Annotated in this window: 27 protein-coding genes; 7 read left to right on the top strand and 20 right to left on the bottom strand. The window is 65.9% G+C overall.

Going from position 1 to position 23,560, the window contains the following annotated elements:
- Positions 1–527: 527 nt before the first annotated feature.
- The 10 genes from rapZ to ACCQ03_RS15100 all read right to left on the bottom strand — a co-directional run bounded on the left by rapZ (position 528) and on the right by ACCQ03_RS15100 (position 8,157).
- Complete coding sequence (rapZ, locus tag ACCQ03_RS15145; RefSeq protein WP_017157715.1) at positions 528–1,400, bottom strand: RNase adapter RapZ; 873 nt, start codon at positions 1,398–1,400, stop codon at positions 528–530.
- Positions 1,397–2,347, bottom strand: coding sequence for an HPr(Ser) kinase/phosphatase (gene hprK / locus ACCQ03_RS15140; protein ID WP_003487845.1), 951 nt, complete (start codon positions 2,345–2,347; stop codon positions 1,397–1,399). The genes rapZ and hprK overlap by 4 nt, the downstream gene beginning before the upstream one ends.
- On the bottom strand, positions 2,344–2,802 hold the full coding sequence (locus ACCQ03_RS15135; RefSeq protein WP_017157714.1) for a PTS sugar transporter subunit IIA: 459 nt from the start codon (positions 2,800–2,802) through the stop codon (positions 2,344–2,346). Before ACCQ03_RS15135 ends, hprK begins: the two co-directional genes overlap by 4 nt.
- A gap of 21 nt (positions 2,803–2,823) precedes the next feature.
- A complete protein-coding gene (gene hpf / locus ACCQ03_RS15130; protein ID WP_005913379.1) occupies positions 2,824–3,141 on the bottom strand; it encodes a ribosome hibernation-promoting factor, HPF/YfiA family in 318 nt (105 codons plus the stop codon).
- 87 nt (positions 3,142–3,228) lie between these two features.
- Entirely contained in the window at positions 3,229–4,668 is a 1,440-nt protein-coding gene (locus ACCQ03_RS15125; protein WP_057679289.1) for an RNA polymerase factor sigma-54, read from the bottom strand.
- Between the two features lie 40 nt (positions 4,669–4,708).
- On the bottom strand, positions 4,709–5,428 hold the full coding sequence (lptB, locus tag ACCQ03_RS15120; RefSeq protein ID WP_008572666.1) for an LPS export ABC transporter ATP-binding protein: 720 nt from the start codon (positions 5,426–5,428) through the stop codon (positions 4,709–4,711).
- Positions 5,428–6,009, bottom strand: coding sequence for a lipopolysaccharide transport periplasmic protein LptA (gene lptA / locus ACCQ03_RS15115; RefSeq protein WP_081022747.1), 582 nt, complete (start codon positions 6,007–6,009; stop codon positions 5,428–5,430). The genes lptB and lptA overlap by 1 nt, the downstream gene beginning before the upstream one ends.
- A complete protein-coding gene (gene lptC, locus ACCQ03_RS15110) occupies positions 5,987–6,562 on the bottom strand; it encodes an LPS export ABC transporter periplasmic protein LptC (protein WP_150146662.1) in 576 nt (191 codons plus the stop codon). Before lptC ends, lptA begins: the two co-directional genes overlap by 23 nt.
- Positions 6,559–7,107: a KdsC family phosphatase gene (locus ACCQ03_RS15105; protein ID WP_007964352.1), complete on the bottom strand. Its 549-nt coding sequence runs from the start codon at positions 7,105–7,107 to the stop codon at positions 6,559–6,561. The genes lptC and ACCQ03_RS15105 overlap by 4 nt, the downstream gene beginning before the upstream one ends.
- A gap of 48 nt (positions 7,108–7,155) precedes the next feature.
- Positions 7,156–8,157 (bottom strand): KpsF/GutQ family sugar-phosphate isomerase, encoded by a 1,002-nt coding sequence (locus ACCQ03_RS15100; RefSeq protein WP_057679286.1) that lies wholly within the window; start codon positions 8,155–8,157, stop codon positions 7,156–7,158.
- 53 nt (positions 8,158–8,210) lie between these two features.
- Between ACCQ03_RS15100 and ACCQ03_RS15095 the strand changes: the two genes are divergently transcribed.
- From ACCQ03_RS15095 to ACCQ03_RS15085, 3 genes are all read left to right on the top strand, one after another.
- A complete protein-coding gene (locus tag ACCQ03_RS15095; RefSeq protein WP_057679285.1) occupies positions 8,211–8,438 on the top strand; it encodes a BolA family protein in 228 nt (75 codons plus the stop codon).
- A gap of 255 nt (positions 8,439–8,693) precedes the next feature.
- A complete protein-coding gene (murA, locus tag ACCQ03_RS15090) occupies positions 8,694–9,968 on the top strand; it encodes a UDP-N-acetylglucosamine 1-carboxyvinyltransferase (RefSeq protein WP_017157708.1) in 1,275 nt (424 codons plus the stop codon).
- Positions 9,965–10,288 (top strand): hypothetical protein, encoded by a 324-nt coding sequence (locus ACCQ03_RS15085; protein WP_017157707.1) that lies wholly within the window; start codon positions 9,965–9,967, stop codon positions 10,286–10,288. Before murA ends, ACCQ03_RS15085 begins: the two co-directional genes overlap by 4 nt.
- 558 nt (positions 10,289–10,846) lie before the next feature.
- On the opposite strand, the gene ACCQ03_RS15080 is transcribed toward ACCQ03_RS15085, so the two are convergent.
- The 6 genes from ACCQ03_RS15080 to purM form a co-directional block, all read right to left on the bottom strand.
- A complete protein-coding gene (locus ACCQ03_RS15080) occupies positions 10,847–11,530 on the bottom strand; it encodes a DUF3108 domain-containing protein (protein WP_039572766.1) in 684 nt (227 codons plus the stop codon).
- A gap of 3 nt (positions 11,531–11,533) precedes the next feature.
- Complete coding sequence (locus ACCQ03_RS15075; RefSeq protein ID WP_209225914.1) at positions 11,534–12,361, bottom strand: DUF3108 domain-containing protein; 828 nt, start codon at positions 12,359–12,361, stop codon at positions 11,534–11,536.
- A 66-nt stretch (positions 12,362–12,427) separates the two neighbouring features.
- Positions 12,428–13,096 (bottom strand): phosphoribosylglycinamide formyltransferase, encoded by a 669-nt coding sequence (gene purN / locus ACCQ03_RS15070; RefSeq protein WP_057686966.1) that lies wholly within the window; start codon positions 13,094–13,096, stop codon positions 12,428–12,430.
- Positions 13,083–13,700, bottom strand: coding sequence for a DUF2238 domain-containing protein (locus ACCQ03_RS15065; protein ID WP_057679993.1), 618 nt, complete (start codon positions 13,698–13,700; stop codon positions 13,083–13,085). The genes purN and ACCQ03_RS15065 overlap by 14 nt, the downstream gene beginning before the upstream one ends.
- Positions 13,701–13,722: 22 nt before the next feature.
- Positions 13,723–14,193: a hypothetical protein gene (locus ACCQ03_RS15060; protein ID WP_057679992.1), complete on the bottom strand. Its 471-nt coding sequence runs from the start codon at positions 14,191–14,193 to the stop codon at positions 13,723–13,725.
- 12 nt (positions 14,194–14,205) lie between these two features.
- Complete coding sequence (gene purM / locus ACCQ03_RS15055) at positions 14,206–15,339, bottom strand: phosphoribosylformylglycinamidine cyclo-ligase (protein WP_209225916.1); 1,134 nt, start codon at positions 15,337–15,339, stop codon at positions 14,206–14,208.
- A 22-nt stretch (positions 15,340–15,361) separates the two neighbouring features.
- Between purM and ACCQ03_RS15050 the strand changes: the two genes are divergently transcribed.
- From ACCQ03_RS15050 to hda, 3 genes are read left to right on the top strand one after another with little or no spacing between them, the layout of a single operon-like run.
- Positions 15,362–16,474 (top strand): DUF2066 domain-containing protein, encoded by a 1,113-nt coding sequence (locus tag ACCQ03_RS15050; protein ID WP_209225919.1) that lies wholly within the window; start codon positions 15,362–15,364, stop codon positions 16,472–16,474.
- Positions 16,471–17,637, top strand: coding sequence for an AI-2E family transporter (locus ACCQ03_RS15045; protein WP_057679990.1), 1,167 nt, complete (start codon positions 16,471–16,473; stop codon positions 17,635–17,637). The genes ACCQ03_RS15050 and ACCQ03_RS15045 overlap by 4 nt, the downstream gene beginning before the upstream one ends.
- On the top strand, positions 17,634–18,335 hold the full coding sequence (gene hda, locus ACCQ03_RS15040) for a DnaA regulatory inactivator Hda (protein ID WP_057679989.1): 702 nt from the start codon (positions 17,634–17,636) through the stop codon (positions 18,333–18,335). Before ACCQ03_RS15045 ends, hda begins: the two co-directional genes overlap by 4 nt.
- A 388-nt stretch (positions 18,336–18,723) precedes the next feature.
- On the opposite strand, the gene murU is transcribed toward hda, so the two are convergent.
- From murU to ACCQ03_RS15020, 4 genes are all read right to left on the bottom strand, one after another.
- The gene (gene murU, locus ACCQ03_RS15035; protein WP_057679605.1) at positions 18,724–19,434 is read right to left on the bottom strand and encodes an N-acetylmuramate alpha-1-phosphate uridylyltransferase MurU; all 711 of its coding nucleotides are present in this window, start codon (positions 19,432–19,434) and stop codon (positions 18,724–18,726) included.
- Positions 19,431–20,450 (bottom strand): aminoglycoside phosphotransferase family protein, encoded by a 1,020-nt coding sequence (locus ACCQ03_RS15030; RefSeq protein ID WP_209225922.1) that lies wholly within the window; start codon positions 20,448–20,450, stop codon positions 19,431–19,433. Before ACCQ03_RS15030 ends, murU begins: the two co-directional genes overlap by 4 nt.
- Positions 20,451–20,507: 57 nt before the next feature.
- Positions 20,508–20,780 carry a GlsB/YeaQ/YmgE family stress response membrane protein gene (locus ACCQ03_RS15025; protein ID WP_017157695.1) on the bottom strand — a complete coding sequence of 91 codons (273 nt, stop codon included), beginning with the start codon at positions 20,778–20,780 and terminating at the stop codon, positions 20,508–20,510.
- A 556-nt stretch (positions 20,781–21,336) separates the two neighbouring features.
- Entirely contained in the window at positions 21,337–22,830 is a 1,494-nt protein-coding gene (locus ACCQ03_RS15020) for a M20 family metallopeptidase (protein ID WP_150146657.1), read from the bottom strand.
- 157 nt (positions 22,831–22,987) lie between these two features.
- On the opposite strand from ACCQ03_RS15020, the gene ACCQ03_RS15015 reads away from it, so the two are divergent.
- A complete protein-coding gene (locus tag ACCQ03_RS15015; protein ID WP_006452365.1) occupies positions 22,988–23,362 on the top strand; it encodes a ComEA family DNA-binding protein in 375 nt (124 codons plus the stop codon).
- Positions 23,363–23,560: the final 198 nt, after the last annotated feature.

The following is a 23,560-nucleotide window of genomic DNA, read 5'->3' as shown; positions in this document are numbered from 1 at the left end:
AATAGCCGTTTAGGACCGCGGCAGCGACGCGGCGGCAGCATGTGCGCCATCGTGCGCTGCCGGCGTGGCGCGATCCGCGACGTGCGCAGCGCCAGCAGTACGGCCTGCAGCGCAAGCGAGCGCTGCCGTTTCCCTGCAGCGCGCGGGGACATGTCGCCATGCACGGCGGAATACCACGACGCATTGGTGGTGACGGCGACAGCGCATCGGTCGTGCAGCGTTGCATGGCGCGCCGAACGAGAACGCCAAGCGGCTTTCGGGAACGTCGGCGATCCAGTCGCACCAGCTACAGCGTCGTTGGCCTGCGCAGCGTCCGCCACACGCCAGCCAGCGCGCAAGCACTCCAACCTAAGAATAAGGCCAGCGAGCGTCTCGTCCTCAACGTAGGTAAAGCACGCTTACCTCGCAGGATGCCGCTGCAACGATTCCCGATTCCCGATCCCCGAATCCCGAATCCCGAATCCCGAATCCCGAATCCCGAATCCCGAATCCCGAATCCCGAATCCCGAATCCCGAATCCCAGCCCCTCAGTCCTGCTCGCGATGAAACGTCGCCACTTCCGGCCAGCCTTGTTCGCGCGCATGTCGGGCCATGCGTTCGGCCATGTACACCGAGCGGTGCTTGCCGCCGGTGCAGCCGAAGGCGATGGTCACATAGCTGCGGGTGTCGTTGCGCAGCCGCGGCAGCCAGGTGTCGAGCAGGTCCACGATCTGCGCGCTGTAACGCTGCACGTCGGCCTCGTTGTCCAGATAGTCGCGCACGCCGGCATCGCGGCCGGTCAGCGGGCGCAGCTCCGGATCCCAATGCGGATTGGGCAGCACGCGCGCATCGAACACGAAGTCGGCTTCGGCCGGCACGCCGCGCTTGTAGGCAAACGATTCGAACAGCAGCGACAGCCGATCATGGGAACCAAGCGCGAACTCGGTGACCACGCGGCGGCGCAATTGATGCACGTTGAGGGTGCTGGTGTCGATGACGGCATCGGCCTGCGTGCGCAAGGGTTCGGTCAACTGGCGCTCGCGGGTGATCGCTTCCGGCAATGCCAGGCCGAGATGGCTGAGCGGGTGGCGGCGACGGGTATCGGCATACCGCTTGATCAACGCCTCGTCGCTGGCCTCGAAAAACAGCAGCCGCGCCTCGATGCCGTATTCCTGCGCGGCCTGGCGCCACTGCGCCAGCTGGGTCAGGTCGCTGCGGCTGCGCACATCGATGCCCACCGCCAGGCGCTGGTCGCCGATCGGGTTGCCACGCAGGCGGCTTTTGACGAAGTCCGGCAGCAGCTCCACCGGCAGGTTGTCCGAGCAGTAGTAATCCAGGTCTTCGAAGGTCTTCAGCGCGACCGATTTGCCCGAGCCGGACAGCCCGCTCACGATCATCAGCGTGGAGGGCGCGATACTCATGGCGTGCGTCGCTCCAGCAGGTTGCTATGGCGGGCGATGAACATCGCGGCCGGGTCGATGCCCTTGGTGCGCAGGATATGCAGCCGGGTCGCCGCTTCGGTCAGCACGGCCAGGTTGCGGCCGGGCATCACCGGCAGGGTGATCAGCGGCACGTCCAGGTCCAGCACATGGCGGCTGCCGGAGTCGCCGGTCAGACGCTCGTAGCCGGACGGCGTGGGCTCGGTCATCGGCCGGGTCAGGTGCACGATCAGGCGCAGGTACTTGTTCTTCTTCACCGCGGTGTCGCCGAACATGTCGCGCACATTCAACACGCCGAGGCCGCGCACTTCCAGCAAATCCTGGAGCAATTCGGGGCAGGTACCGTCGAGCACGTCGGGCGCGATCTGGGTGAACTCGGGCGCATCGTCGGCCACCAGCCGGTGGCCGCGGCTGAGCAGTTCCAGCGCCAGCTCGCTCTTGCCCGAGCCGGCTTCGCCGGTGATCAGCACGCCGATCGAGTAGATCTCCATGAACACGCCATGCAGCGTGACCCGTGGCGCCAGCGTGCGCGCCAGATGGTAGGAAAGGTGGTTGAGCAGTTCGTGGCCGCGCTTGGACGAGATCCACAGCGGCGTATTGGATTCGTCGGCCGCCGCGCGCAGATCTTCCGGGCAGGACTGGTTCTTGCTGATCGCCAGCGCCAGCGGTTGCACCTGGATGATCTTTTCGATGGTTTCCCAGCGCTGGCGCGCATCCAGCGAGTCCAGCCAGGCCAGTTCCTCGGTGCCCAAGATCTGCACCTTGTTGGGATAGATCACATTGAGGTAGCCGGCCAGCGACGGGCGCCGCGCGTTGTTGCTGCCGGCCTGGATCTCGCGGTGCTCGCCCTTGGGACCGGCGACCCAGCGCAGGGCCAGCTTGTCGCGCTGCTGGTCGAACAGTTCGCGTGCGGTGATGCTGGTATTCATGCCGCACTCGCCTGCGTGGGCGGCACGTCGGCGAGCAGCGCCATCAGGGCATCGGCATTGGGTGCGGCGCGCAGGTTTCGACGGAAGTCGGCATCGGAGAATCGTTCGGCCAGCTCGGACAGCAGCATCAGGTGCTGGTGGGTGTAGTGCGCCGGCACGGCCATGGCAAACACCAGGTCCACCGGCTCGTCGCCGCCGAAGGAGACCGGCGTGGCCAGCCGCAGCAAGGCCCCGCGTGGCTCGGTGAGATTGGGGCAGCGCCCATGCGGAATGGCGATGCCGTGGCCAATGGCGGTACTGCCCAGGGCCTCGCGCTCGCACAGGTTGGCGTAGAGCTCGTCGGCGCCGGCCTGACGACAGGAGAGCAGGTCGGCGGCGGCATGCAGGACGGTGTCGCGATCGGCGGCCGGCGACACCAGGGTGCGCACGGCCGCCATCAGATCGGTTAAGGGCATGAGGGCATCAAGCGGGAAGCGTCACGCAGGATTGTCGCGCACCTCGCGGGCGTGGTGGTTACATTTCTTCTCTTTGTGCTTGAGGACCAGGCGGTCGAGCTTGTCGACCAGCAGGTCGATGGCCGCATACATGGTGGAGCCGCTGGCATCTGCGTGCAGGGTGCGACCGGGAAGGTTGACGGTGGCGACCACGTGGTGGTCCGGCTTGCGGACGGCCAGCTGCGTTCGGACTTCGCAGTGCTGGTCGAAATGGCGCTGCAATCGCTGCAGCTTGCTTGCCACGTACTCCCGCAGGGCGGGGGTCACTTCAAGCTGGTGGCCATACGTCTCGATACGCATCGGATACCTCCATTGGTCGGTGGGCCAATGAACCGTTCCGGTGATCCGACAAACCCGGCGCATGCCGGCGTTGCGGTGGTTGCAACGTCAGGCGATGCGCACGCGTTCGTGGGAGGCGGAAATGTTCATGGCCTCACGATACTTCGCAACGGTGCGCCGCGCCACTGGTACGCCGGATGTTTTCAGCAGGTCGGCCAGTTTGGCGTCGGAGAGCGGTTTGCGCGGGTTTTCCGCGTCGATCAGGCGCCGGATCATGGCCTGGATGGCGGTGCTGGAGGCCTCGCCGCCGCTGTCGGTGTCGATGCCGGAGGCGAAGAATGCGCGCAGCGCGATGGTCCCGCGCGGGGTGCGCACGTACTTGCGGGCGATCGCGCGGGAAATGGTGGATTCGTGCAGCCCGAGCTCGCCTGCGATTTCGCGCAGCGTCAGCGGGCGCAAGGCCTGCGCGCCGAACTCCAGGAACCCGGCCTGGTGTTCCAGCAGGCAGCGCACCACCCGCAGCAGGGTCTCGCCGCGCGCCTCCAGGCTCTTGAGCAACCAGCGTGCCTCCTGCAACTGGCCGCGCAGGTAGCCGGCGTCGGACTCGCCGCAACTGCGGATCAGGTTTTCGTAGCCGCGGTGGATGGTGACCTTGGGCTGCGCGCGGCCGGCCAGCGCGGCCCGCCAGACCCCGCGCTGGCGCCAGATCACGCAATCGGGCACGACATAGGTGTCCTGCGACAGGTCGCCGATCTGTTTGCCCGGGCGCGGGTCCAGCGAGCGCACCAGCTGCACCGCCTGTTCCACATCGGCAGTGGAGCGCTTGAGCTCGTGGGCCAGCCCGGTCACGCCGCTGCGCGGCAGCCGTTCCAGCGGGCCGGCAACGATCTGCAGCGCCAGCTCCCGGCCAGGCGTGTCCGCATCGAGCACCCCCAGCTGCAACGCTAGGCATTCGCCCAGGGTGCGCGCGCCCACGCCCACCGGGTCGAAGCGCTGGATCTGATGCAGGACGGTGAGCACATCGGCCTCGTCGACCGCTGCGCCCAGCGCCAGGGTTTCGAGAATGGCCGACAGCGGTTCGCGCAGGTAGCCGTTTTCGTCGAGCGCGTCGATCAGCATCGCGCCGATCTGGCGGTCGCGCGGCGACAGCGGCGACAGATGCAGCTGCCACAAGAGGTGGTCGGCCAGTGTTTCGGATTCGGCCACGCGCTCTGCGGCATCGCCGGACTCGTCGTCGTCGAAGCTGCCGCCGCTGCCCGAGCCGGTCCACTGCAGTTCGTCCTGCGACCAATCCTCGTCGCGCTCGGCAGGCGCGACTTCTTCGCGCTGAGGTGCTTCGGCGGACGCGGACGGCGAGGCGTCCACCGCGACGTCGCTGGCCGCATACGCGGCTTCGTCGGCCCACTCCAGCAGCGGATTGGTTTCAACGGCCTCGGCGATTTCCACTTCCAGCTCGGTGGTGGACATCTGCAATAGCTTGATCGCCTGACGCAATTGCGGCGTCATGACCAACTGCTGTCCTAACGATGTCTGGAGCCGGGCTTTCATGCGGGCACTGACTGGAAAAAGCGTTGGCGCGGCGACGCGCTCAAAGGCGGAAAGTTTCCCCCAGATACACGCGACGGACGTCGGGATTGGCTAGCAGCGTGTCCGGTGCCCCCTGCGCCAGCACGCCCCCCTCGGCGAGGATATACGCGCGGTCGCAGATTCCCAAGGTCTCGCGCACGTTGTGGTCGGTGATCAGGACACCGATGCCGCGCTCCTTGAGGTGGATGATGATGCGCTGGATCTCGCCGACCGAAATCGGGTCCACGCCGGCGAAGGGTTCGTCCAGCAGCATCATGCGCGGCTTGGCCGCCAGCGCACGTGCGATCTCGCAGCGGCGCCGCTCGCCGCCGGAGAGGCTGGCGCCGAGTTGATCGGCCACGTGGGTGATCTGCAACTCTTCCAGCAGCGAGACCAGTTCTTTCTCACGGCCGGCGTTGTCGAGTTCCTCGCGCAGCTCCAGCACCAGGCGGATGTTGTCGGCCACGGTGAGCTTGCGGAAGATCGAGGGTTCCTGCGGCAGGTAGCCGACGCCCAGCTTGGCGCGTGCGTACATCGGCTCGGCAGTGAGGTCGCGGCCGTCCAATTCGATCCGCCCGGCATCGGCTTCGACCAGACCCACGATCATGTAGAAGCACGTCGTCTTGCCGGCGCCGTTGGGGCCGAGCAGGCCCACCACCTCGCCGGCCTCGAGCGTAAGGCCGAATTCCTTGACCACTTCGCGTTGCTTGTACTTCTTGCGCAGACCGGTGGCGACCAGCATTACTTCTTCCCCTGCGGCTTGGCAGCGGGCTTGGCGGCTGCCGGGGCCGGGTTGGTCGCCGGTGCGGCAGCAGGCGCCGCTGCTCCCGGAGCTGCGGTCTTGGGCTGGATGATGGTGCGCACGCGGCTACCGTCGCCGCCGCTCTGCATGTTGCCGGTCTTGGTGTTGTAGACCATGCGCTGGCCGGCGTTGGTGCCCTTGGGCGAATCGACCTTGTAATTGCCGGTCAGGATGATGATTTCGTCGGCGACCTTGTATTCGATGTTGTCGGCCTGGCCGTGCATCATCGCGCCGTCGTCCATCTCCTGCTTGAGCGTTGCCTGCTTGCCGTTGAGCACCACGCGATCGGTCTGGCCGTTCTTCTGGAAGATATCGGCGGTGTCGGCGTGGATTTCCAGCGTGCCCTGGGTGATCACCACATTGCCGCTGAAACGGCACTTGCCGCTGTCGTCGAGCATGTTGCAATCGTTGGCATTGGAGTCGATCGCCATCGGCTGGTTGCGATCGCTGGTCTTGGCCATTGCCAGTGCAGGCAGCAGCAGTGCGGCAAACGCCAGTTTAGCGGGCAGCATTCGGTTCATAGCGGGTCTTGACCTGAGAGAGGAGCTTGTACTGGCGTGATTTGAGGTCGGCTTCGAAGCCGACGCCGCTCTGCATGATACCCGGGCGGGTCATGGTCACCGGCGCGTCGGTCTTGGCGATGTTCTGTTGCGGGAACACGTCCAGGCTTTGGGTACGGAACGTGGTTGGCGGAGTGGCGCCGCCGGTGGGGCTATCGCCCTCGACATCGCCGCGCAGGCGCAGCTGGGTGCCGTCCGGGTTGACCCACCCGGTCTTGGAGCGCAGGGTCCACGGCAGGTTGGCGTTATCGGGCATCAGGAACACCGGCGTGGTGATGTCGGCGGTCTGGTCGGCCCGGTTGCGATGCATCTCCGGTGCGCGCAGCGTCATCGATTCCTTGCCGCTCTGCTTGTCCAGGGCGATCAACTCGAAGTCGCGCAGGATGTAGTCGGCGCCGGACTCCTGCACGGCCGCGGCGGCCGGGCGCGCGCGCTGCTTCCAGGCCGACCAGCCGGAGACGACGGCGGCGACGAACAGCACCACGCCCAGGGTGGTGCGCCAGCTCCAATTCATGCCGAGAACCCTTCGATGATGCGTTCGACCTGGCCTTGTGCGGCCAGCACCACATCGCAGACTTCGCGCGCGGCGCCTTCGCCGCCACGGGCGCGGGTATGCCACTGCACGCGCTCGGCGATCCAAGGGTGCGCGTTGGCCGGCGCCACCGGCAGGCCGACTGCGAGCAGGGCAGGCAGGTCGGGGAGGTCATCGCCCATGAACAGCACCTGGTCCAGCGACAGGCCGTGCTCCTGGCACAGTGCCAGCACCGCCAGGCGCTTGTTCTTGACCCCGATCTGCACATGCAGGCCCAGATCCTGGCCGCGCTTTTCCGCCGACAGGCTGGCGCGCGCAGTGATCAGCGCGACATGGATGCCAGCGTGATCGAGCTGCTTGAGACCCTGGCCATCGAGCACATTGAACGCCTTGCTCTCGTGACCGGCGTGGTCGTAGTACAGGCGGCCGTCGGTCAGCGTGCCGTCGACGTCGAAACAGGCCAGGCGGACGCGCGCGGCGCGCTCGATCAGCTCGGCGGGAAGGTGCTGCAAAGGGGAATAGGGCATCGGCACGAATCGGTGAGAACGGGGTCCGGCGGTTGAAAACTGAACCTGTTAAACCACCTTGGCGCGCAACAGGTCGTGAATGTTCAATGCACCCACCGCGCGGTGCTGCGCATCCACCACGATCAGGCCGTTGATCTTGTAGTCCTCCATCAGCCGCGCGGCCTCGGCGGCCAGCTGGTCGGCGCCGATGGTGCGCGGGTTGCGCGTCATCACCTGCGCGATGCCGGCGCTGCGCACGTCGATGTCGCTGTCCAGCGCACGGCGCAGGTCGCCGTCGGTGAACAGGCCGATCAGACGGTCGTCGGCGTCCACCACGGCGGTCATGCCCAGCCGCTTGCGGCTCATTTCCATCAACGCCTCGCTCAGGCTGGCGTCTTCGCGCACACGCGGCAGGCCCTCGCCGGCGTGCATCACATCGGTGATGTGCAGCAGCAGGCGCCGGCCCAGGCTGCCGGCCGGGTGCGAGCGGGCGAAGTCGTCGGCGGTGAAGCCGCGCGCATCCAGTAGCGCTACCGCCAGCGCATCGCCCATCGCCAGCGAGGCGGTGGTGCTGGAGGTCGGGGCCAGGTGCAGCGGGCAGGCCTCGGCGGAGACGCTGACGTCCAGGTGCACGTCGGCGGCCTGGGCCAGGGTGGAACTGGCGCGCCCGGTCATGGCGATGATCGGGTTGCCCTGGCGCTTGAGCACCGGCAGCAGCATGCGCACTTCGTCCGATTCCCCGGAGTACGACAGCGCCAGCACGATGTCGGCCTCGGTGATCATGCCCAGGTCGCCATGGCCGGCCTCGCCGGGGTGAACGAAGAACGCCGGCGTGCCGGTCGAGGCGAGGGTGGCGGCGATCTTGCGCGCCACATGGCCGGACTTGCCCATGCCGGTGGCGACCACCCGTCCGCGCGAGGCCAGCACCAGCCGGCAGGCCGCGGCAAACTCGCTGCCGATGCGTGCGCCCACGCTGGCCAGGGCCTCGCGCTCGATCTCCAGCACGCGCTGGCCGCTGGCGACCAGGCTGGCGTCGCTGACGGTGGCGGAGGGCAAGTGCGAGACAGCCATGCAGGACTCGGGTGAAGAGTAGAATGTGCGCTCATTTTATGAGGAAACGCCCTTTGGACGCCGAAACCATCCGTAAACTCATCGAATCCGGCTTGCCCGAAGCCCGCGTCGACGTGCACGGCGACGACGGCGTGCACTTCGAGGCCACCGTGGTCAGCCCGGCCTTTGCCGGCAAGGCCCCGCTGGCGCGGCATCGTATGGTTTACGCCACCCTGGGCGATCTGATGGGTGGGGCGATCCACGCGCTGCAGCTGAAGACCCTGACGCCCGAGGAAGGCTGAACGCAGCCGCCGCGCTCGCCATCAGGCGGGCTGGGCCGAAAGCGGTGTGCAGGGCAGGGGCGGTAAGCGTTATGCACCTGCATTCCTCGGCTGGTGTCGTCCACGCTCACGCAGTCACGGTATCCAGCGCGTCCCGGGCCGTACCCGGCGCCGCTCGATCCCCCGGTTTCACCGCGCGCCGCGTGCACTACGGTCGACACGTCCCTCTCCTCATTCCCCCGACATCCTTTCTACTTTCGGATTTCTCAGATTCCCATGGCAAAAATCGTAGTGACCGGCGGCCAAGCGCTGCATGGCGAAGTCAATATTTCCGGTGCCAAGAACGCAGTGCTGCCGATCCTGTGCGCGACCCTGCTGGCCGATGCGCCGGTGGAAATCAGCAACGTGCCGCACCTGCACGACGTGATCACCACGGTGAAGCTGCTCAGCGAGCTGGGCGCCGAGGTCACCATCGACGAAGGCACGCTGGCCAAGGGCCGCTCGATCCTGGTCGACCCGCGCTCGGTCACGCACCAGGTCGCGCCCTATGAGTTGGTCAAGACCATGCGCGCCTCGATCCTGGTGCTGGGCCCGCTGCTGGCGCGCTACGGCACTGCCGAAGTGTCGCTGCCCGGCGGCTGCGCGATCGGCTCGCGCCCGGTGGACCAGCACATCAAGGGCCTGCAGGCGCTGGGTGCCGAGATCAGCGTGGAGAACGGCTACATCAAGGCCACCAGCAACGGGCGCCTGAAGGGCGGCCGCTACGTGTTCGACATGGTCAGCGTCACCGGCACCGAGAACGTACTGATGGCCGCCGTGCTCGCCGAAGGCACCACGGTGCTGGAAAACGCGGCGATGGAACCGGAAGTCACCGACCTGGCCGACTGCCTGATCGCACTCGGTGCGCAGATCGAAGGCGCCGGCACGCCGCGCATCGTGGTGCAGGGCGTCGAGCGCCTGGGCGGCGGCCATCACGCGGTGTTGCCCGACCGCATCGAAACCGGCACCTTCCTGGTCGCCGCGGCGATGACCGGCGGCAGCGTCACCGTGCGCCGCGCGCGCCCGGAAACGCTGGATGCGGTGCTGGACAAGCTGACCGAGGCCGGCGCCACCATCACCACCACCGCCGACAGCATCACGCTGGACATGCAGGGCAAGCGTCCGCGCGCAGTCAGCCTGACCACCGCGCCGTACCCGGCGTTTCCCACCGACATGCAGGCGCAATTCATGGCGCTCAACTGCGTGGCCGATGGCGTGGGCGTGATCAACGAAACCATCTTCGAAAACCGCTTCATGCACGTCAACGAGCTGCTGCGCCTGGGCGCGGATATCCAGGTCGAAGGCCACACCGCCATCGTGCGCGGTGCCGAACGCCTGAGCGGCGCGCCGGTGATGGCGACCGACCTGCGCGCGTCGGCATCGCTGATCCTGGCGGGCCTGGTCGCCGATGGCGACACCACCATCGATCGCATCTACCACCTGGACCGTGGCTACGAAAACATCGAGGAGAAGCTGGGGGCGCTGGGCGCGACCATTCAGCGCACCGCATGATCCTGCGCGGCCGTTTCACCACCCGGCGCAAGATCCTGCTCGGCGTGATCGTGCTGATCCTGGCGTGGCTGGCCTATGCCTGGAGCGTGGGCATGGCCATCACCCAGGGCGTGGAGTTCAAGGACATGGACTGGAACAACGACGGCACTGCCAGCCGCGAAGAGATCGCGCAGTCGTTCTATGCAGTGGCTGTGAAGAAGACCGTCGAAGGCAAGCGCCATTGCGACCTGTTCTATTGGCGCAAGAACGACCAGCAGATTCGCGTGGATTGCCGCACGGTGTTCATGACCGGCGATGACAAGGCTGCTGGCAAGCCCTGATAGGTTGTCGCTCGGTCTGGCTCCGATCGGTGTGTGAAGAGCGGCTGAGCTGCGGCTTGGCTGCGGGGTGCTTGCCGCCCGCCATCACGGACACGCTGCAAGTACGTCTATGTCAGCGCTTTGGCGGCATCCACGCTGCCAAAGGTCCCGCGACGGTGAGCGGGCAAGGACCGGTGATGATGGTCGGTGTGCAGAGTTCGACCGAGCAACATTCAGTGCTCCGGCGTGGCTTCTTGGTTCTTCAATCCAGGCACGTAAAGTGTTTGAGGTGGTGTCCTCACCGTGTCTTCAACCGACCGTTGCTGCTCCCGCTTTCAACCACGCGGCGCGCGAACTGCCTGGTGCGGTGTCCTCGCTGATTGCGGGACCGTGTGGCGGCATGGATGCCGCCACCGAGCCTCCACGGACGGATTCACGGCGTATCCCGGGAGCGGTGAGGGCACCGCACACTCGGTTCACCACGCTTTAAACCGCGATTGGCAGATTGCCCGTCCAATAGTGGTGCCCAGCAGCGCACCTCAGCGCATTCCTGGGCACGCTCGGTGGCGCGCGGGTCGCTCAGCGCAGCGACTTGATGGTCAGATCCAGCGCGTCTTGGCCTTTTTCCTTTTGCAACAGGCGCGCCGGGACCGGCAGGTCCTTGACCACCCACGCAATCAATTCCTTGTCGCCATCCACGCGCGACACCTTGGTGGCCTGCTCCTGCTTGCCGTTGACGGTGATGGTTTCCTTGCCGACCACCTTGTAGCTCATCGGCTTGATACGGCCTTCGTCCACCATGCGGTAGTTCAGCGGCTTGCCGGCGGCCAGGTCACGGGTGATCGCCAGGTTGATCAGCAGCGCATCCATGTCGCCGGGCTGCAGTTTCACCGGGCCGCGGCGGTCCGGCTTGATGTCGCCGCCCCAGGTCGCCTGACTGGTCTTCCAGTCGTAGTTGGCGGTGACGTTACGGCGCTTGACCATCATCGACGAGGTGTCGTTGCTGCTGACCGGGCGCAGTTGGCCATTGGCTTCTTCGAACACCGTGCTCTGGGTCAGGTTGGCCAGCTGGTTCTGGATGGTCAGCGTATAGCGCCACTGGTTGGCGCCGGCAGCGGCCAGGGTCATGGTGCCGTTGGCCTGCATGCCCATGTAGTTGGCCGAGTAGTCGGCCTGGAACGGTTGCATGGCAAATGCGGGCACGCTGGACATCGCCAATGCGGCGGCAGCGATCACGGCGCTGGTACGGGAGAAGATTTTCATCGCTTAGGCTCCTTGGTATTCGACCAGGCGCAGATCGATCTGATCCTCACCTTTGTCACGTTGCAGGATGCGCACCGGAGTGGGGACCCCGTTGGCGATCCAGAGGATGGTTTCGTTGTCGCCGCTGTTGACGCGGTACACCCGCAACGCGTCGTAGCTCAGATCGCCCACCTGCACCACTTCGGTGGCATCGGCAGCGCGGTAGTCGTATTTGCGCACCTTGCCCACGTCGACATAGCGATAGCTGAGGCTGCGCCCGGGTTGCGCGTCGCGCATCAGCGACAGGTTCAGCGACAACGCGCTCTGGTCGCCGTGCTGCAAGGGAATCGGCTGCTGGCGATCTTCCTTCAGATCGCCGTTCCATTGCGCTGTGCCGGCCTGCCAGTTGTAGACGCCGGTGACCTTCTTGCCGAAGAACACCGCCTTGCGCACGGTGCTCTGGCTCAGCGGCACATACGTGTCGCCATCCACGCGGAACACCGTGCTCTGCTCCAGGTTTAGGCCCAGGATGCTGGCGAAGCCCTTGCGGCCACGCACCGACATGTCGATGCGCCACTGGCTACCCTCGCCGTGACTGACCTGCATGGTGGCATCGCCCGCTTCCTTGCCACGATAGAACGCTTGATAGGTCGCCACGAACGGCTCCAGCGGCGGCGGCGTCCAGGTGCTGGCGGGCAGGGCAACGGGCGGCGTCGGCGCGGCGCCCGGAGTCGTGACCGGGGCGGGCACCGCTGGCACAGGCGCGGCGGGCGCTTGTTGCGCACGGCCGGTGCCGGCCTCGGCAAGCAAGGCAACAGTTAACAGCGCGGCGGCGATCTGGATGACGTTCATGCGCTGGTCGCGGGCACGGAGGCCGCAAGGATGTCCGGAACGGGATGAGGGGAATGTCTTCCGCATTCAGGCGAGCGCGGTGTTTGCGGACTCTAGTCGCAGTGGCGTAAACAGGCACTGACCGTCGATAAGCACGCTGTCGCCGTGCACCGCGACGCGGCCACTGGCTAGCAGCTCCAGCGTGGCCAGGAGCAGCGGGTGCTCGCGCGCCAGCACCCGCGCGGCCAGCTGCTCGGCGCTGTCGCAGGGCAGGACCGGCACGCGCGCCTGCGCGATCACTGCGCCGGCATCCAGCTCCGGCACCACCAGGTGCACGCTGGCACCGTGCTCCGCATCGCCGGCTTCCAGCGCGCGCGCGTGCGTGTGCAGCCCGCGGTATTTGGGCAGCAGCGACGGGTGGATGTTGAGCATGCTCCCGGCGAAACGGCGCACCAGCGGCTCGCCCAGGATGCGCATGTAGCCGGCGCAGATCACCCAGTCCGGCTGCACGGCGGCGATAGCATCGCCCAGCGCGGCATCGAAGGCAGCGCGGTCGGCGAAATCGCGCGGGCTGGCGCTCCAGCGCAGCGCTTGCTCGACCTTGTGCAGGGCCGGCGCCTGCGGCCGATCGGAGAACACCCCGACCACCTCGGCATGCAGGCGCCCGCTGGCGATCGCATCCAGGATGGCCTGCAGGTTGCTGCCGCGCCCGGACGCCAGCACGGCCAGGCGCAGGCGGGCGTCAGGTGCGTGCATTGGATAACGTCCTCACAACGGGGTAGGCCGCCAGGCTGCCAAGGGTGGCCAGCAGCATGTCGGTATGCGCATCCCAGAGGTCGCCCTGCTGGCCGTTGTAGGCTTCGGCCGCCTGCGGCGACAGCAGCAGCGCGATGCCCCATTCGAACCATTCGTAGACCAGGCTGACGCACATGATGGTCATCGCCGTCAGCACGAACGCTTGCCGAAGCGTCAGGCGTGGCCACCGCTGCATCGCCAGCTGCGCAATGGCTGGCGTGAAGCACAGCCCGAACAGCAGATGGATCAGCCGATCGAAATGATTGCGTGTCCAGCCGAACGTGGCGCTGGGCGACCAGTGCAGCAGCTGCAGGCTCCATTGCTCATAGGGCACGTTGGAATACAGCCAGCGTGCGCCAATGCAGTGCATGGCGATGAACACGCAGATGGCCAAGAATGCACCCGTGCCCAGCTGCCAGCGACGGTCGGCCCACACCATCGCAAGCAGCCCCAGCACCGTCAACGAACTGTGCAGTGCCTGTTCCACCGGCCACAGCGGCGAGATCCAGCTCACCGAAAAGACCGCAACCGTGATGAGCAATGCCGCCAGCTTGGGAAGGCGCAACGCGGATGTGCTCACGTCGATCTCAGGTGGCGGGTGCGGCGATGCCGAACAACGCCTTGACCTGCGGACGCAGCAGCACCACCAGCGTAAACACACCGACGACGGTGCCGAACGGCATGAACGAGCAGGAGATGCCGGCCACGATCAGGCACAACAGATGCCGCCTGCGCTGGGCGATGCAACGGCCGGCATAGGCCATGAAGCCGGCCATGCTGAGTCCACCCAGGATGAGCATCGCTGCAATGATCACGAAGACCCAGCCGAACAGCTGTATCTCCTGGGGCGCCGCCTGCCCGGTGCTGTCCTTCATGGGCAGCCGCCCGGTCACGATGGCCAGCCCCATGAACAGGTGGATCAGCGGAATCAGCGAAAACAGCCCGGTGATGCCAGCCAGCACGTAGTGGAAGATCGACAGCAGCTTGAGGTGCTGCAGATCTTCGGCGCTGGCAGCGACAGTGGCAGCGGAAGGGCTGGCGATCGGGGACGCGTCCATGCAGGTCTTCTCTCAGCCGATCCGCACGCGTTCGTCGCCGTGCGCACTGACCACCTGGCCGATACGCCAGTGCGCCAGCGACTGCGCATCCAGCGCCTGCTCGAGCGTGGCGGCTTGCTCGGGCGAGGCGATCAGCACGAAGCCGATGCCGCAGTTGAAGGTGCGCCACATTTCGGCATCGGCCACCGCACCTTCGCGCTGCAGCCAGGCGAAGACCGGCGGCAGCGTCCAGGCGGTGGCATCGATGTCCAGGCCCAGCCCGTCCGGAACGACGCGGATGATGTTTTCGGTCAATCCGCCGCCGGTGATATGGGCCATGGCATGGATCGCCTCGCCATGCGCCTTGAGCAGCGCCAGCACCGGCTTGACGTACAGCGCGGTCGGCGCCATCAGCGCATCGATCAGCTTGCTGCCATCGTCCAGTACGTGTTCGGCCGGGGCGCCGGCGCGCTCGTAGATCTTGCGGATCAACGAATAGCCATTGGAATGCGGGCCGGAGGAGGCGATGCCGATCAGCACGTCGCCGGCGCGCACCTGCGCGCCATCCAGCAGCTGCGATTTTTCCACCGCGCCCACGGTGAAGCCGGCCAGGTCGTATTCGCCCGGCGGGTACATGTCGGGCATTTCGGCAGTTTCGCCGCCGATCAGTGCGCAACCGGAGAGCTCGCAGCCACGCGCGATGCCGCCCACCACCGCCGCGGCGGTGTCCACATTCAGCTTGCCGGTGGCGAAGTAATCCAGGAAGAACAGCGGCTCGGCGCCCTGCACCAGCACGTCGTTGACGCACATGCCCACCAGATCGATGCCGATGGTGTCGTGCCGGCCCAACTGCTGGGCCAGCTTGAGCTTGGTGCCCACGCCGTCGGTGCCCGAGACCAGCACCGGCTCCTTGTATTTGCCGGACAGGTCGAACAGCGCGCCGAAGCCACCCAGGCCGCCCATCACCTCTGGCCGGAAGCTGCGCTTGACCAGCGGTTTGATGCGTTCGACCAATGCATTGCCGGCGTCGATGTCGACACCCGCGTCGCGGTAGGTCATGGGCGAGGGGCTGGAAGGCGTTTGGCTGGTCACGGGCGGGGGTGGCTCGGCGGTAAAGGCAGCGATTTTAGCAGCCACGTTGGCGCTAGCGCCCCATTCGGGCAACAATTCACCCGGATACGCTTATGTCATGGAACCGTCGATGCGCCGCAGTCTCGCTTTCTTTCTCGCCCTCGTGGTCGCCATGCCCGTTGCCCCGGCCTTTGCGCAAGCAGACCTGCGCACCGAAGGCGACGTTGCCAAGGCGCAAAGTGCCTACGACGCCGAAGTGCCGGTCAATAGCCAGAGCGAATCCGATCGCCCCGGCGCACTGGCGCGCGCGCTGGGTGCAGTGCTGGGCAAGGTCTCCGGCGACCGCGGCGTGATGAGCCGCCCCGGCGTGCCGCAGGCGCTGCGCAACGGGCCCAACTACGTCGACCACTACGACTACCGCCAGGATCAGGGCACCTCGCGCACCGGCGCGCCGACCTTCCGTACGACCCTGGTGGCACGGTTCCGGCAATCGGATGTGGATGGCCTGATCGCCGCGCTGGGCCTGCCGGTGTGGCCGTTGCCGCGCCCCAAGCCGGTGCTGTGGTTGGCCATCGACGACGGCAGCGGCCCACGTCTGGTTGGCGTGGCCCAGGCCAATGCCGCGCGCAGCGTGCTGGACCGTGCGATCGAACGCGGCTACCGACTCGGGTTGCCGAGCGGCGCGGCCGCCGAGCAGGCACTGGCTGGCGCGATCTGGCGCAAGGACACCGCCGCGGTGTCGCGCGCCTCGGCCAAGTACAGCCCGCCGATGCAGCTGATCGGCAAGCTCTACCGCAGTGACGCCGGCTGGACCGCCGATTGGGTGTTCGTGGACAACGGCAATGTGCTGTCCAGCTGGACCAGCAGCGACGGCGACGCACGCCGCGCCATGGCGGCCGGTGCCGACGGCGCCGCCGATGCACTGGTCAAGCGCTATGCCAAGCGGGTGGATTCGGGCGTGCCCGGTGTCTACCGCGTGGTGATCACCGGCATCAGCAGCGCCGACGACTACCTGCGCGTGTCGGCCGCGCTGCAGGGCGTTTCGGTGGTCCGCAGCATTCGCCCGGTCAGCGCCAATGGCGACCGGATGGAACTGGACCTGGAATTGCTCACGGGTATTTCCGGCCTCAACCGTATGCTCGGCGACAACAGCCCGCTGGTGTCGGTCTCGGTACCGACCGAAGGCCCGATCATTCTCGAAAACGAGCACGCCGAGTACCGCCTGAAATGACTTTGACTCCCGAAGCCGAGATTGCCCTGTTCCTGCGTCGCCTCAAATGGGCGGCGGTGATTGTCGGTGTGTTGTGGGTAGTCTCGCTGCTGGCGCCGATCCTGACCCCGTTCGTGCTGGCGTTGTTGCTGGCATGGCTGGGCGACCCGCTGGTGGATCGCATCGAACGTGCCGGACGCTCGCGTAATGTCGCAGTGATGCTGGTCTTCGTGCTGGCGACGCTGCTGTTCGTGCTGGCGCTGATGATTCTGGTGCCGATGATCGAGCGCCAGATCATGACCTTGATCGATGCGCTGCCGCAGATGCGCAACTGGGCCACCGGGACCGCCATTCCGTGGCTGGAAGCCAAGACCGGCATGCAGCTGATGGCCTGGCTGGACCCGGAGCGCTTGATCGACTGGATCCGCAGCCACTGGGAACAGGCCGGTGGCGCCGCCAAGACGCTCTTCGGCTACGTGTCGCGCTCGGGCTTTGCGATGGTGACCTGGGTGATCAACCTGGCGCTGCTGCCGATCCTGGCGTTCTACTTCCTGCGCGACTGGGACCGGTTGGTCGAACGCGTGGCTGCCGTCATCCCGCGCGCCTACATCGGTACCGTGAGTCGCCTGGCACAGGAATCCAACGACGTGCTCGGTGGCTTTATCCGCGGCCAGTTCCTGGTGATGCTGGCGCTGGGGGCGATCTACGCCACCGGCATGTCCATCATCGGGCTCAACCTGGGCCTGTTGATCGGCATCATCGCCGGCTTGATCAGCTTCATCCCGTACCTGGGCGCGACCACAGGCATCGTGCTCGCATTGCTGGCAGCCATCGTGCAGGCGCAAGGGTTGGATCTGAAATTGCTGATCGGTGTGGGCGTCGTGTTCACGGTGGGCCAGTTGCTGGAAAGCTATGTGCTCACGCCGCGCATCGTCGGCGACAAGATCGGCCTGCATCCGGTGGCGGTGATCTTCGCGGTGATGGCCGGCGGCCAGTTGTTCGGCTTCCTCGGTATGTTGTTGGCATTGCCGGTGGCGGCGGTGGCCAACGTGTTGTTGCGCTATGCGCATGAGCAGTACACGCGCAGCGATCTGTATGCGGGCGAGCGTGCCGGCATCGTGCTGCAGTCCACGCCCGAGCGCAGCGTGATCATCGACCCCAGCAAGGACGCGGACCGGTTGTGAGTGTTCCGCAGTTGCCGCTGGCGTTGCGCGCGCCGCCCGATCAGCGCTTCGACAGCTACATCGCCGCGCCCGACGGCCTGCTCGCGCAGTTGCAGGCACTGGCTGCCGGGCAGGTGAGCGATTGGTTGTACCTTTCCGGCCCCGCCGGCACCGGCAAGACGCATCTGGCGCTGTCGCTGTGCGCCGCCGCCGAGCAGGCCGGGCGCGCGCCGGCGTATCTGCCGCTGCAGGCGGCCGCCGGCCGTCTGCGTGATGCGCTCGAAGCGCTGGAAGGCCGCAGCCTGGTCGCCCTGGATGGCGTGGAAAGCATCGCCGGACAGCGCGACGACGAAGTGGCGTTGTTCGATTTCCACAATCGCGCGCGCGCGGCCGGCATCACGCTGTTGTACACCGCGCGACAAATGCCCGATGGGCTGGCGTTGGTGTTGCCAGACCTGCGTTCGCGGTTGTCGCAATGCATCCGGATCGGGTTGCCGGTGCTCGACGATGCGGCACGCGCGGCGGTGCTGCGCGACCGCGCGCAGCGTCGCGGCCTGGCGCTGGACGAAGCGGCGATCGACTGGCTACTGACCCACAGCGAGCGCGAACTGGCGGGGCTGGTGGCCTTGCTGGATCGTCTGGATCGCGAATCGTTGGCTGCAAAACGCCGTATCACCGTGCCATTTCTGCGGCGTGTGGTTGAGGATCGTGGGTCTTAGAGCAGCTGACAGAGTTACCACGATCACCGCTACGCAGGCTCGAGCTGCTTCGCGATTCCCATCAGCATAGCTATGGCAGGTCCAGGCGCTCGAGGCACATCGCCTAGAGCTTGCAGGGCAGCCGGTCTGTGGCTCTGCTGCAAGGCCCTTGCCCGCCCATCGTCGCGGCACACGCCGCAAGTACGTCCTTGTAGGCTCCGGCGCGGCATCCATGCCGCTCAAGGTCCCGCGACGGTGGGCGGGCAAGGACCCGTCGGGATGGTCGGTGCGCATGGATAAGAGTAGGTGCGACGGCCCTCGGGTTGCCTGCAAGGACCCTCGAGATGGTCGGGGCGCATGGTGCACGCAATGCCGATGCACACCGGGCGATGCGGCGTTGTGACCACGATCAGCCGCCGTCGTGCAGCAACTGCGCATCCAGCGCCGCCAGCCGCTGCGGCGTGCCGACATCGGTCCAGCGCCCGGAATGGTGAATGCCATCGATCAAGCCTGCCGCCATCTGCGCGCGCAGGATCGGCGCCAGCGCAAACCGCGGCGCCGTGCTGCCCTGTGCGGGCAGCGGGCCAATCACCGATGGCCAATCGCGTAGCAATGCTGGCCGATAGACACCGATGCCGGCATAAGTATGCGTAGCAGGGAGATCGGCGCGTACCTTGCCATCGGCGTCCATCGCGAAATCCGCACGCGCTGCATATGCAGGTTGGTCGACCAGCACCAGTTGCGCCAATCCCTCCGGCGCACGCGACAGACGGGAAAAATCGAAATCGGTCCAGATGTCGCCGTTGATCAGCAAAAAGGGCGCATCGCCCAACAGCGGAAGCGCGTGCAACATGCCGCCGCCAGTTTCCAGCGGCGTGGTCCCTTCGTAGGAATAGGTCAGCCGCAGACCGTACGCGCTGCCGTCTCCCAACATCTGCGGGAACTGCTCGGCCAGCCACGAGGTATTGATCACCGCCTCGTCCACCCCCAGCGCCGCCAACTTGCGCAGATGCCACACGATCAACGGCGCACCGCCGACGGACAGTAACGGCTTGGGCGTGTGTTCGGTCAGCGGGCGCATGCGCTCGCCGAATCCTGCGGCGAAGATCAGCGCCTTCATGCCGTGGCCTGCTGCGCACGCGCAGCCAGCGCGGGTTTGATCACCTCTTCCAGCAGGCCGATGAGCGGCGCAAGCTCGGCGTAGCGCGGCAGTACTTCGTCCAGATACGCAATGAAACGCGGCACGTTGTCCAGATACCAATGCTTGCCATCGCGATGACTCAGGCGCGAGAAAATCCCCAGGTTTTTCAGATGGCGCTGCACGCCCATCCAGTCCGCATCGCGCAGGAAGTGCGCCAGCGGCGGAACCGGCAACCCGGCCGCCGTTGCCCGGGCGTGATAGCGCTGCAGCCAGCCGTCTACCCGAACGATCGGCCAGCTCACCGACGTGTCCTTGAACAGGCTGATCGGGTCGTAGGCGATCGGGCCGATCACGCAATCCTGGAAATCCAGCACCGCCGGGCCATCGGGTACCGGCATCAGATTGCGCGGCATGAAATCGCGGTGGGTGAACACGCGCGGCTGGGCCAGCGCGTTGTCCATCAGACGGCGCTGCACCAATTGCAATTGCTCGGCATGGGCGCAGTCCAGCTGCACGCCCAGGTGGCTGCCCAAAAACCATTCTTCGAACAAACCGGCATCGCGTTGAAGCAGTGCTTCGCCAAACACGCCGCTATCGGCAGGTGGGGGGATTTTTTGTAGCAACAACAGTTGAGCAATCGCGCCATCCAGCAAGTCGTCGGCGTTGGCGTCGGTGAGAACCTGTGCCAGCGTCGGAACGCCCAAGTCCTCCAGCAGTAGAAAGCCGGTGTCCAGATCCTGTGCGAGCACCTGCGGCACGCGTACCCCATGGGCGCCCAGGAGCGCATGCATGCGCAGCCACGGCGCCACGTTTTCCAGCTGCGGTGGCGCATCCATCAAGATGCGATCCACACCACGCCCGCGTGTGCGCCAATAACTGCGAAACCCCGCATCGACCGATGCGCGCTGCAGCGAGGCGTGTGGATCGTCAAGCGCTTGTTGCGCCCAGTGCAGGCGACGCGCATCGCGCGCAGGATCCGGATGGAGTGACGTCATGGAGAGAGAAGGTGTAGTGGAGTGATGAATAAACGCAGCAGAGACGCGTCGAAACGCTCAGCGCTTGTTGCCACTGAACAACCGCAACAACGCCAGGATGGCGATCGCTCCGAGCAGCGCGCCAAGGAAACCGGCCGGCTCGCCTGCGTGGTACCACCCCATGTAGCGGCCAAACCAGCTGGCGACCACGGCACCGGCAATGCCCAGCACGATCGTCAGCAGGCAGCCCAGACGTTGCGTACCCGGCGTAATGAAGCGCGCCAGCAGCCCAACCACAAAACCGACCAGCAGAATGTAGAGCCAGCTGTCGCTACCAAACAGATGATTCATCGCAGCACCGAAGGTGGACGGGATCGGCAGACTAGCATTTCGGATGTCGCCGCCTGGCGCAGTGGGCGCAGGAGCGATCGCGCCGATGCATCGACTTCAGAGAGCGTAGTGATCGGCTTCTGCCGCTGTGCGCTTTTGATTTCATGCGAAGCCATCCATCTCTCCGGCCAGCCGCTTCCCAGGAGACATGTCCGCAGGAAAATGTCGGGGGATGAGGTTTGCAAAACCAAAAGCATCGCAGGCGACGCTTCAGGGGAAAAACGGCTCTGCATCGGCAAGCCACTTCCAAATCCTTCCCCGAAGAGGAGCAGATCCTGAGCCCCTCTCCCATCGGGAGAGGGGTTGGGGTGAGGGTACGGGGCCAGGCAACGCGTGAAGTCAGGCGGCCAAGTCGCACCATGAGCCTGATCGCCAACCAGGCAACCAGACCACCAACCAGGCAGCCAGACCACCAACCCACCAACCCACCAACCCATGCAAGCACCCGCACAAACCACTACTCAGCTTTCCCAGCAACTGATTCAAGCCAACCGGATGCACCGGTTCAACCGCTAACTCAACAGCAACCATGCCCGCCATGACGGGTGCCGCTATCGGCTGCCACCGGCGAGCCGCTGGTTTCCCCGCGCAGGCAGGCGGCATGATGGTCGGCAATTACCTTCGAGACGCAGGCCGTCACCCGCTTGCCCATCGGGATGTGCAGGAACTCGTTCGGCCCATGCGCATTGGAATGCGGCCCCAGCACGCCGGTGATCATGAACTGCGCGCCGGGAAACTTCTCGCCAAGCATGCCCATGAACGGGATCGAGCCGCCTTCGCCCATGTACATCGCCGGCTTGTCGAAAAAAGCCCGGCTGGCGTCGTCGATCGCCTTTTCCAGCCATGGTGCCATCGCCGGTGCATTCCAGCCGGAGGAGGCCTTTTCCAGCTCCAGGCTCACCTGCGCGCCATTGGGCGGGTCGCGCAACAGCGCTGCCTTGAGCAACTCGCCGCAGGCCTTGCCATCGGCCGTTGGCGGCAGTCGCAGCGACAGTTTCACTGCGGTCTGCGGACGCAGCACATTGCCAGCCGAAGCCAGCGGCGGCATGCCATCCACCCCGGTAATCGACAGCGCCGGGCGCCAGGTCCGGTTCAACACCAGCTCGGTCAGATCCTCATGCATCGGCACCAGCCCATCGACCATCGGGAACTTGTCGAAGATCGCGGTATCCAGCGTCGCGGCGGCCGCCTTGGCCTGGGTCAGCCGCTCGGCGGGCACCTCCACATGCAGGCCGTCGAGCAGGATGCGGCCGGTGGTTTCGTCCTCGATGCGCGACAGCAGCTGGCGCAGCAGGCGGAAGCTGGACGGCACCACGCCCGAGGCATCGCCCGAGTGCACGCCTTCTTCCAGCACCTTGACCGTCAGGTTGCCGCCGGTCAGCCCGCGCAACGAGGTGGTGCACCACAGCTGTTCGTAATTGCCGCAGCCCGAATCCAGGCACACCACCAGCGACGGCTTGCCGATGCGCTCGGCCAGATGGTCCACATAGGCCGGCAAATCGTAGCTGCCGGACTCTTCGCAGGCCTCGATCAGCACCACGCAACGCGCATGCGGCAGGCCCTGGGTACGCAGCGCCAGGATTGCGGCCAGCGAACCGAAGATGGCATAGCCGTCGTCGGCGCCACCGCGCCCATACAACTTGTCCTCGCGCAGCACCGGCTCCCAGGGCCCCAGGTCCGCGTCCCAGCCGGTCATCTCCGGCTGCTTGTCCAGGTGCCCGTACAACAGCACGGTGTCGTCGCCCGATTCGGGGCCGGTGGCCGGGATCTCGATGAAGATCAATGGGGTGCGGCCTTCCAGGCGCACTACCTCGACCTGCATGCCGTCGATGGCCTGCGCGCGCGCCCAGGTTTCCATCAGGGTCACGGCCTGCTCCATGTAGCCATTGGCCACCCAGTCGGCGTCGAACATCGGCGACTTGTTGGGGATACGGATGTAATCGACCAGTTGCGGGACGATCTCGCGGTCCCAGGTGTCGCTGATGAATTGGTCGATCTTGGCGCTGTCCATGAAGGCTCCGAATGCGTGACGTAGCAGCACATTCTACGCCGGTGACATGGGGTAGGGATTTCCCTACAAGGCGGCGCGCAGTTCACCGGCTGTGTGAAAAGTTCGTTGGCTATAGGATTGCTGCATGTGGCGCGGGACACTGGCTCCGCCGGCAGGAATGCTGGCTAGGACCATCACCCAAGCCACAAGGAGCGTTGCAATGAAGTCATTTACCGTAGTCCTGAAGTCCCTGCTACTGGCGTTGTTGTTGTCCTCGAATGCGTATGCGCTCGACAAGGTCGATATCAACACCGCGTCTGCTGAGGAATTGGACAAGGTGCTGACGAATGTCGGGCGATCAAAAGCCGAGGCAATCGTCGAGCACCGTCAGGCAAACGGTCCCTTCAAAAGTGCCGAGGAACTGGCACTGGTCAAGGGCATCGGACTCAAGACGGTCGAACGGAATCGTGACCTGATCGAAGTAGGAGCCACGATGGCTCCTGCCAAGAAGGCTGCCAAGGGGGCGGCGGTGAAACCGGTGGGACGGCGTTAAGGGGAAGGGATCCGAGATACGGTTCGACGCGAGGATGCGTGGCCGCAACCTAACTGGACAGGATGTCTGGGGGATGGCTGGAAGCCGACAAGGATGTGGAATCGCCCGGTGTTGCACTTGGATGTGCAGCCGGGCGTTTTTCGTTTTGGGCCCGTGAAGATCTTGGGATCGCGCACCGCCAAGGTGTGCTGAAGTGGG

Source organism: Xanthomonas sp. NCPPB 3569, from assembly GCF_041475645.2.
Taxonomy (GTDB): domain Bacteria; phylum Pseudomonadota; class Gammaproteobacteria; order Xanthomonadales; family Xanthomonadaceae; genus Xanthomonas; species Xanthomonas phaseoli.
The sequence above is the reverse complement of the archived record's forward strand: the minus strand, read 5'-3'. Positions and strand labels throughout refer to the sequence as shown.

Coding starts and splice junctions, on each gene's coding strand:
- ACCQ03_RS15045 (WP_057679990.1), top strand. CDS start 16,471: ATGACTTTGACTCCCGAAGCCGAGATTGCCCTGTTCCTGCGTCGCCTC.
- murU (WP_057679605.1), bottom strand. CDS start 19,434: ATGAAGGCGCTGATCTTCGCCGCAGGATTCGGCGAGCGCATGCGCCCG.
- ACCQ03_RS15050 (WP_209225919.1), top strand. CDS start 15,362: ATGGAACCGTCGATGCGCCGCAGTCTCGCTTTCTTTCTCGCCCTCGTG.
- ACCQ03_RS15085 (WP_017157707.1), top strand. CDS start 9,965: ATGATCCTGCGCGGCCGTTTCACCACCCGGCGCAAGATCCTGCTCGGC.
- ACCQ03_RS15030 (WP_209225922.1), bottom strand. CDS start 20,450: ATGACGTCACTCCATCCGGATCCTGCGCGCGATGCGCGTCGCCTGCAC.
- lptB (WP_008572666.1), bottom strand. CDS start 5,428: ATGCTGGTCGCCACCGGTCTGCGCAAGAAGTACAAGCAACGCGAAGTG.
- ACCQ03_RS15125 (WP_057679289.1), bottom strand. CDS start 4,668: ATGAAAGCCCGGCTCCAGACATCGTTAGGACAGCAGTTGGTCATGACG.
- purN (WP_057686966.1), bottom strand. CDS start 13,096: ATGCACGCACCTGACGCCCGCCTGCGCCTGGCCGTGCTGGCGTCCGGG.
- hpf (WP_005913379.1), bottom strand. CDS start 3,141: ATGCGTATCGAGACGTATGGCCACCAGCTTGAAGTGACCCCCGCCCTG.
- ACCQ03_RS15105 (WP_007964352.1), bottom strand. CDS start 7,107: ATGCCCTATTCCCCTTTGCAGCACCTTCCCGCCGAGCTGATCGAGCGC.
- ACCQ03_RS15135 (WP_017157714.1), bottom strand. CDS start 2,802: ATGCCCTTAACCGATCTGATGGCGGCCGTGCGCACCCTGGTGTCGCCG.
- lptC (WP_150146662.1), bottom strand. CDS start 6,562: ATGAATTGGAGCTGGCGCACCACCCTGGGCGTGGTGCTGTTCGTCGCC.
- hprK (WP_003487845.1), bottom strand. CDS start 2,347: ATGAATACCAGCATCACCGCACGCGAACTGTTCGACCAGCAGCGCGAC.
- ACCQ03_RS15025 (WP_017157695.1), bottom strand. CDS start 20,780: ATGAATCATCTGTTTGGTAGCGACAGCTGGCTCTACATTCTGCTGGTC.
- ACCQ03_RS15075 (WP_209225914.1), bottom strand. CDS start 12,361: ATGAACGTCATCCAGATCGCCGCCGCGCTGTTAACTGTTGCCTTGCTT.
- ACCQ03_RS15060 (WP_057679992.1), bottom strand. CDS start 14,193: ATGGACGCGTCCCCGATCGCCAGCCCTTCCGCTGCCACTGTCGCTGCC.
- murA (WP_017157708.1), top strand. CDS start 8,694: ATGGCAAAAATCGTAGTGACCGGCGGCCAAGCGCTGCATGGCGAAGTC.
- ACCQ03_RS15020 (WP_150146657.1), bottom strand. CDS start 22,830: ATGGACAGCGCCAAGATCGACCAATTCATCAGCGACACCTGGGACCGC.
- ACCQ03_RS15100 (WP_057679286.1), bottom strand. CDS start 8,157: ATGGCTGTCTCGCACTTGCCCTCCGCCACCGTCAGCGACGCCAGCCTG.
- ACCQ03_RS15015 (WP_006452365.1), top strand. CDS start 22,988: ATGCTGGCTAGGACCATCACCCAAGCCACAAGGAGCGTTGCAATGAAG.
- ACCQ03_RS15080 (WP_039572766.1), bottom strand. CDS start 11,530: ATGAAAATCTTCTCCCGTACCAGCGCCGTGATCGCTGCCGCCGCATTG.
- rapZ (WP_017157715.1), bottom strand. CDS start 1,400: ATGAGTATCGCGCCCTCCACGCTGATGATCGTGAGCGGGCTGTCCGGC.
- lptA (WP_081022747.1), bottom strand. CDS start 6,009: ATGAACCGAATGCTGCCCGCTAAACTGGCGTTTGCCGCACTGCTGCTG.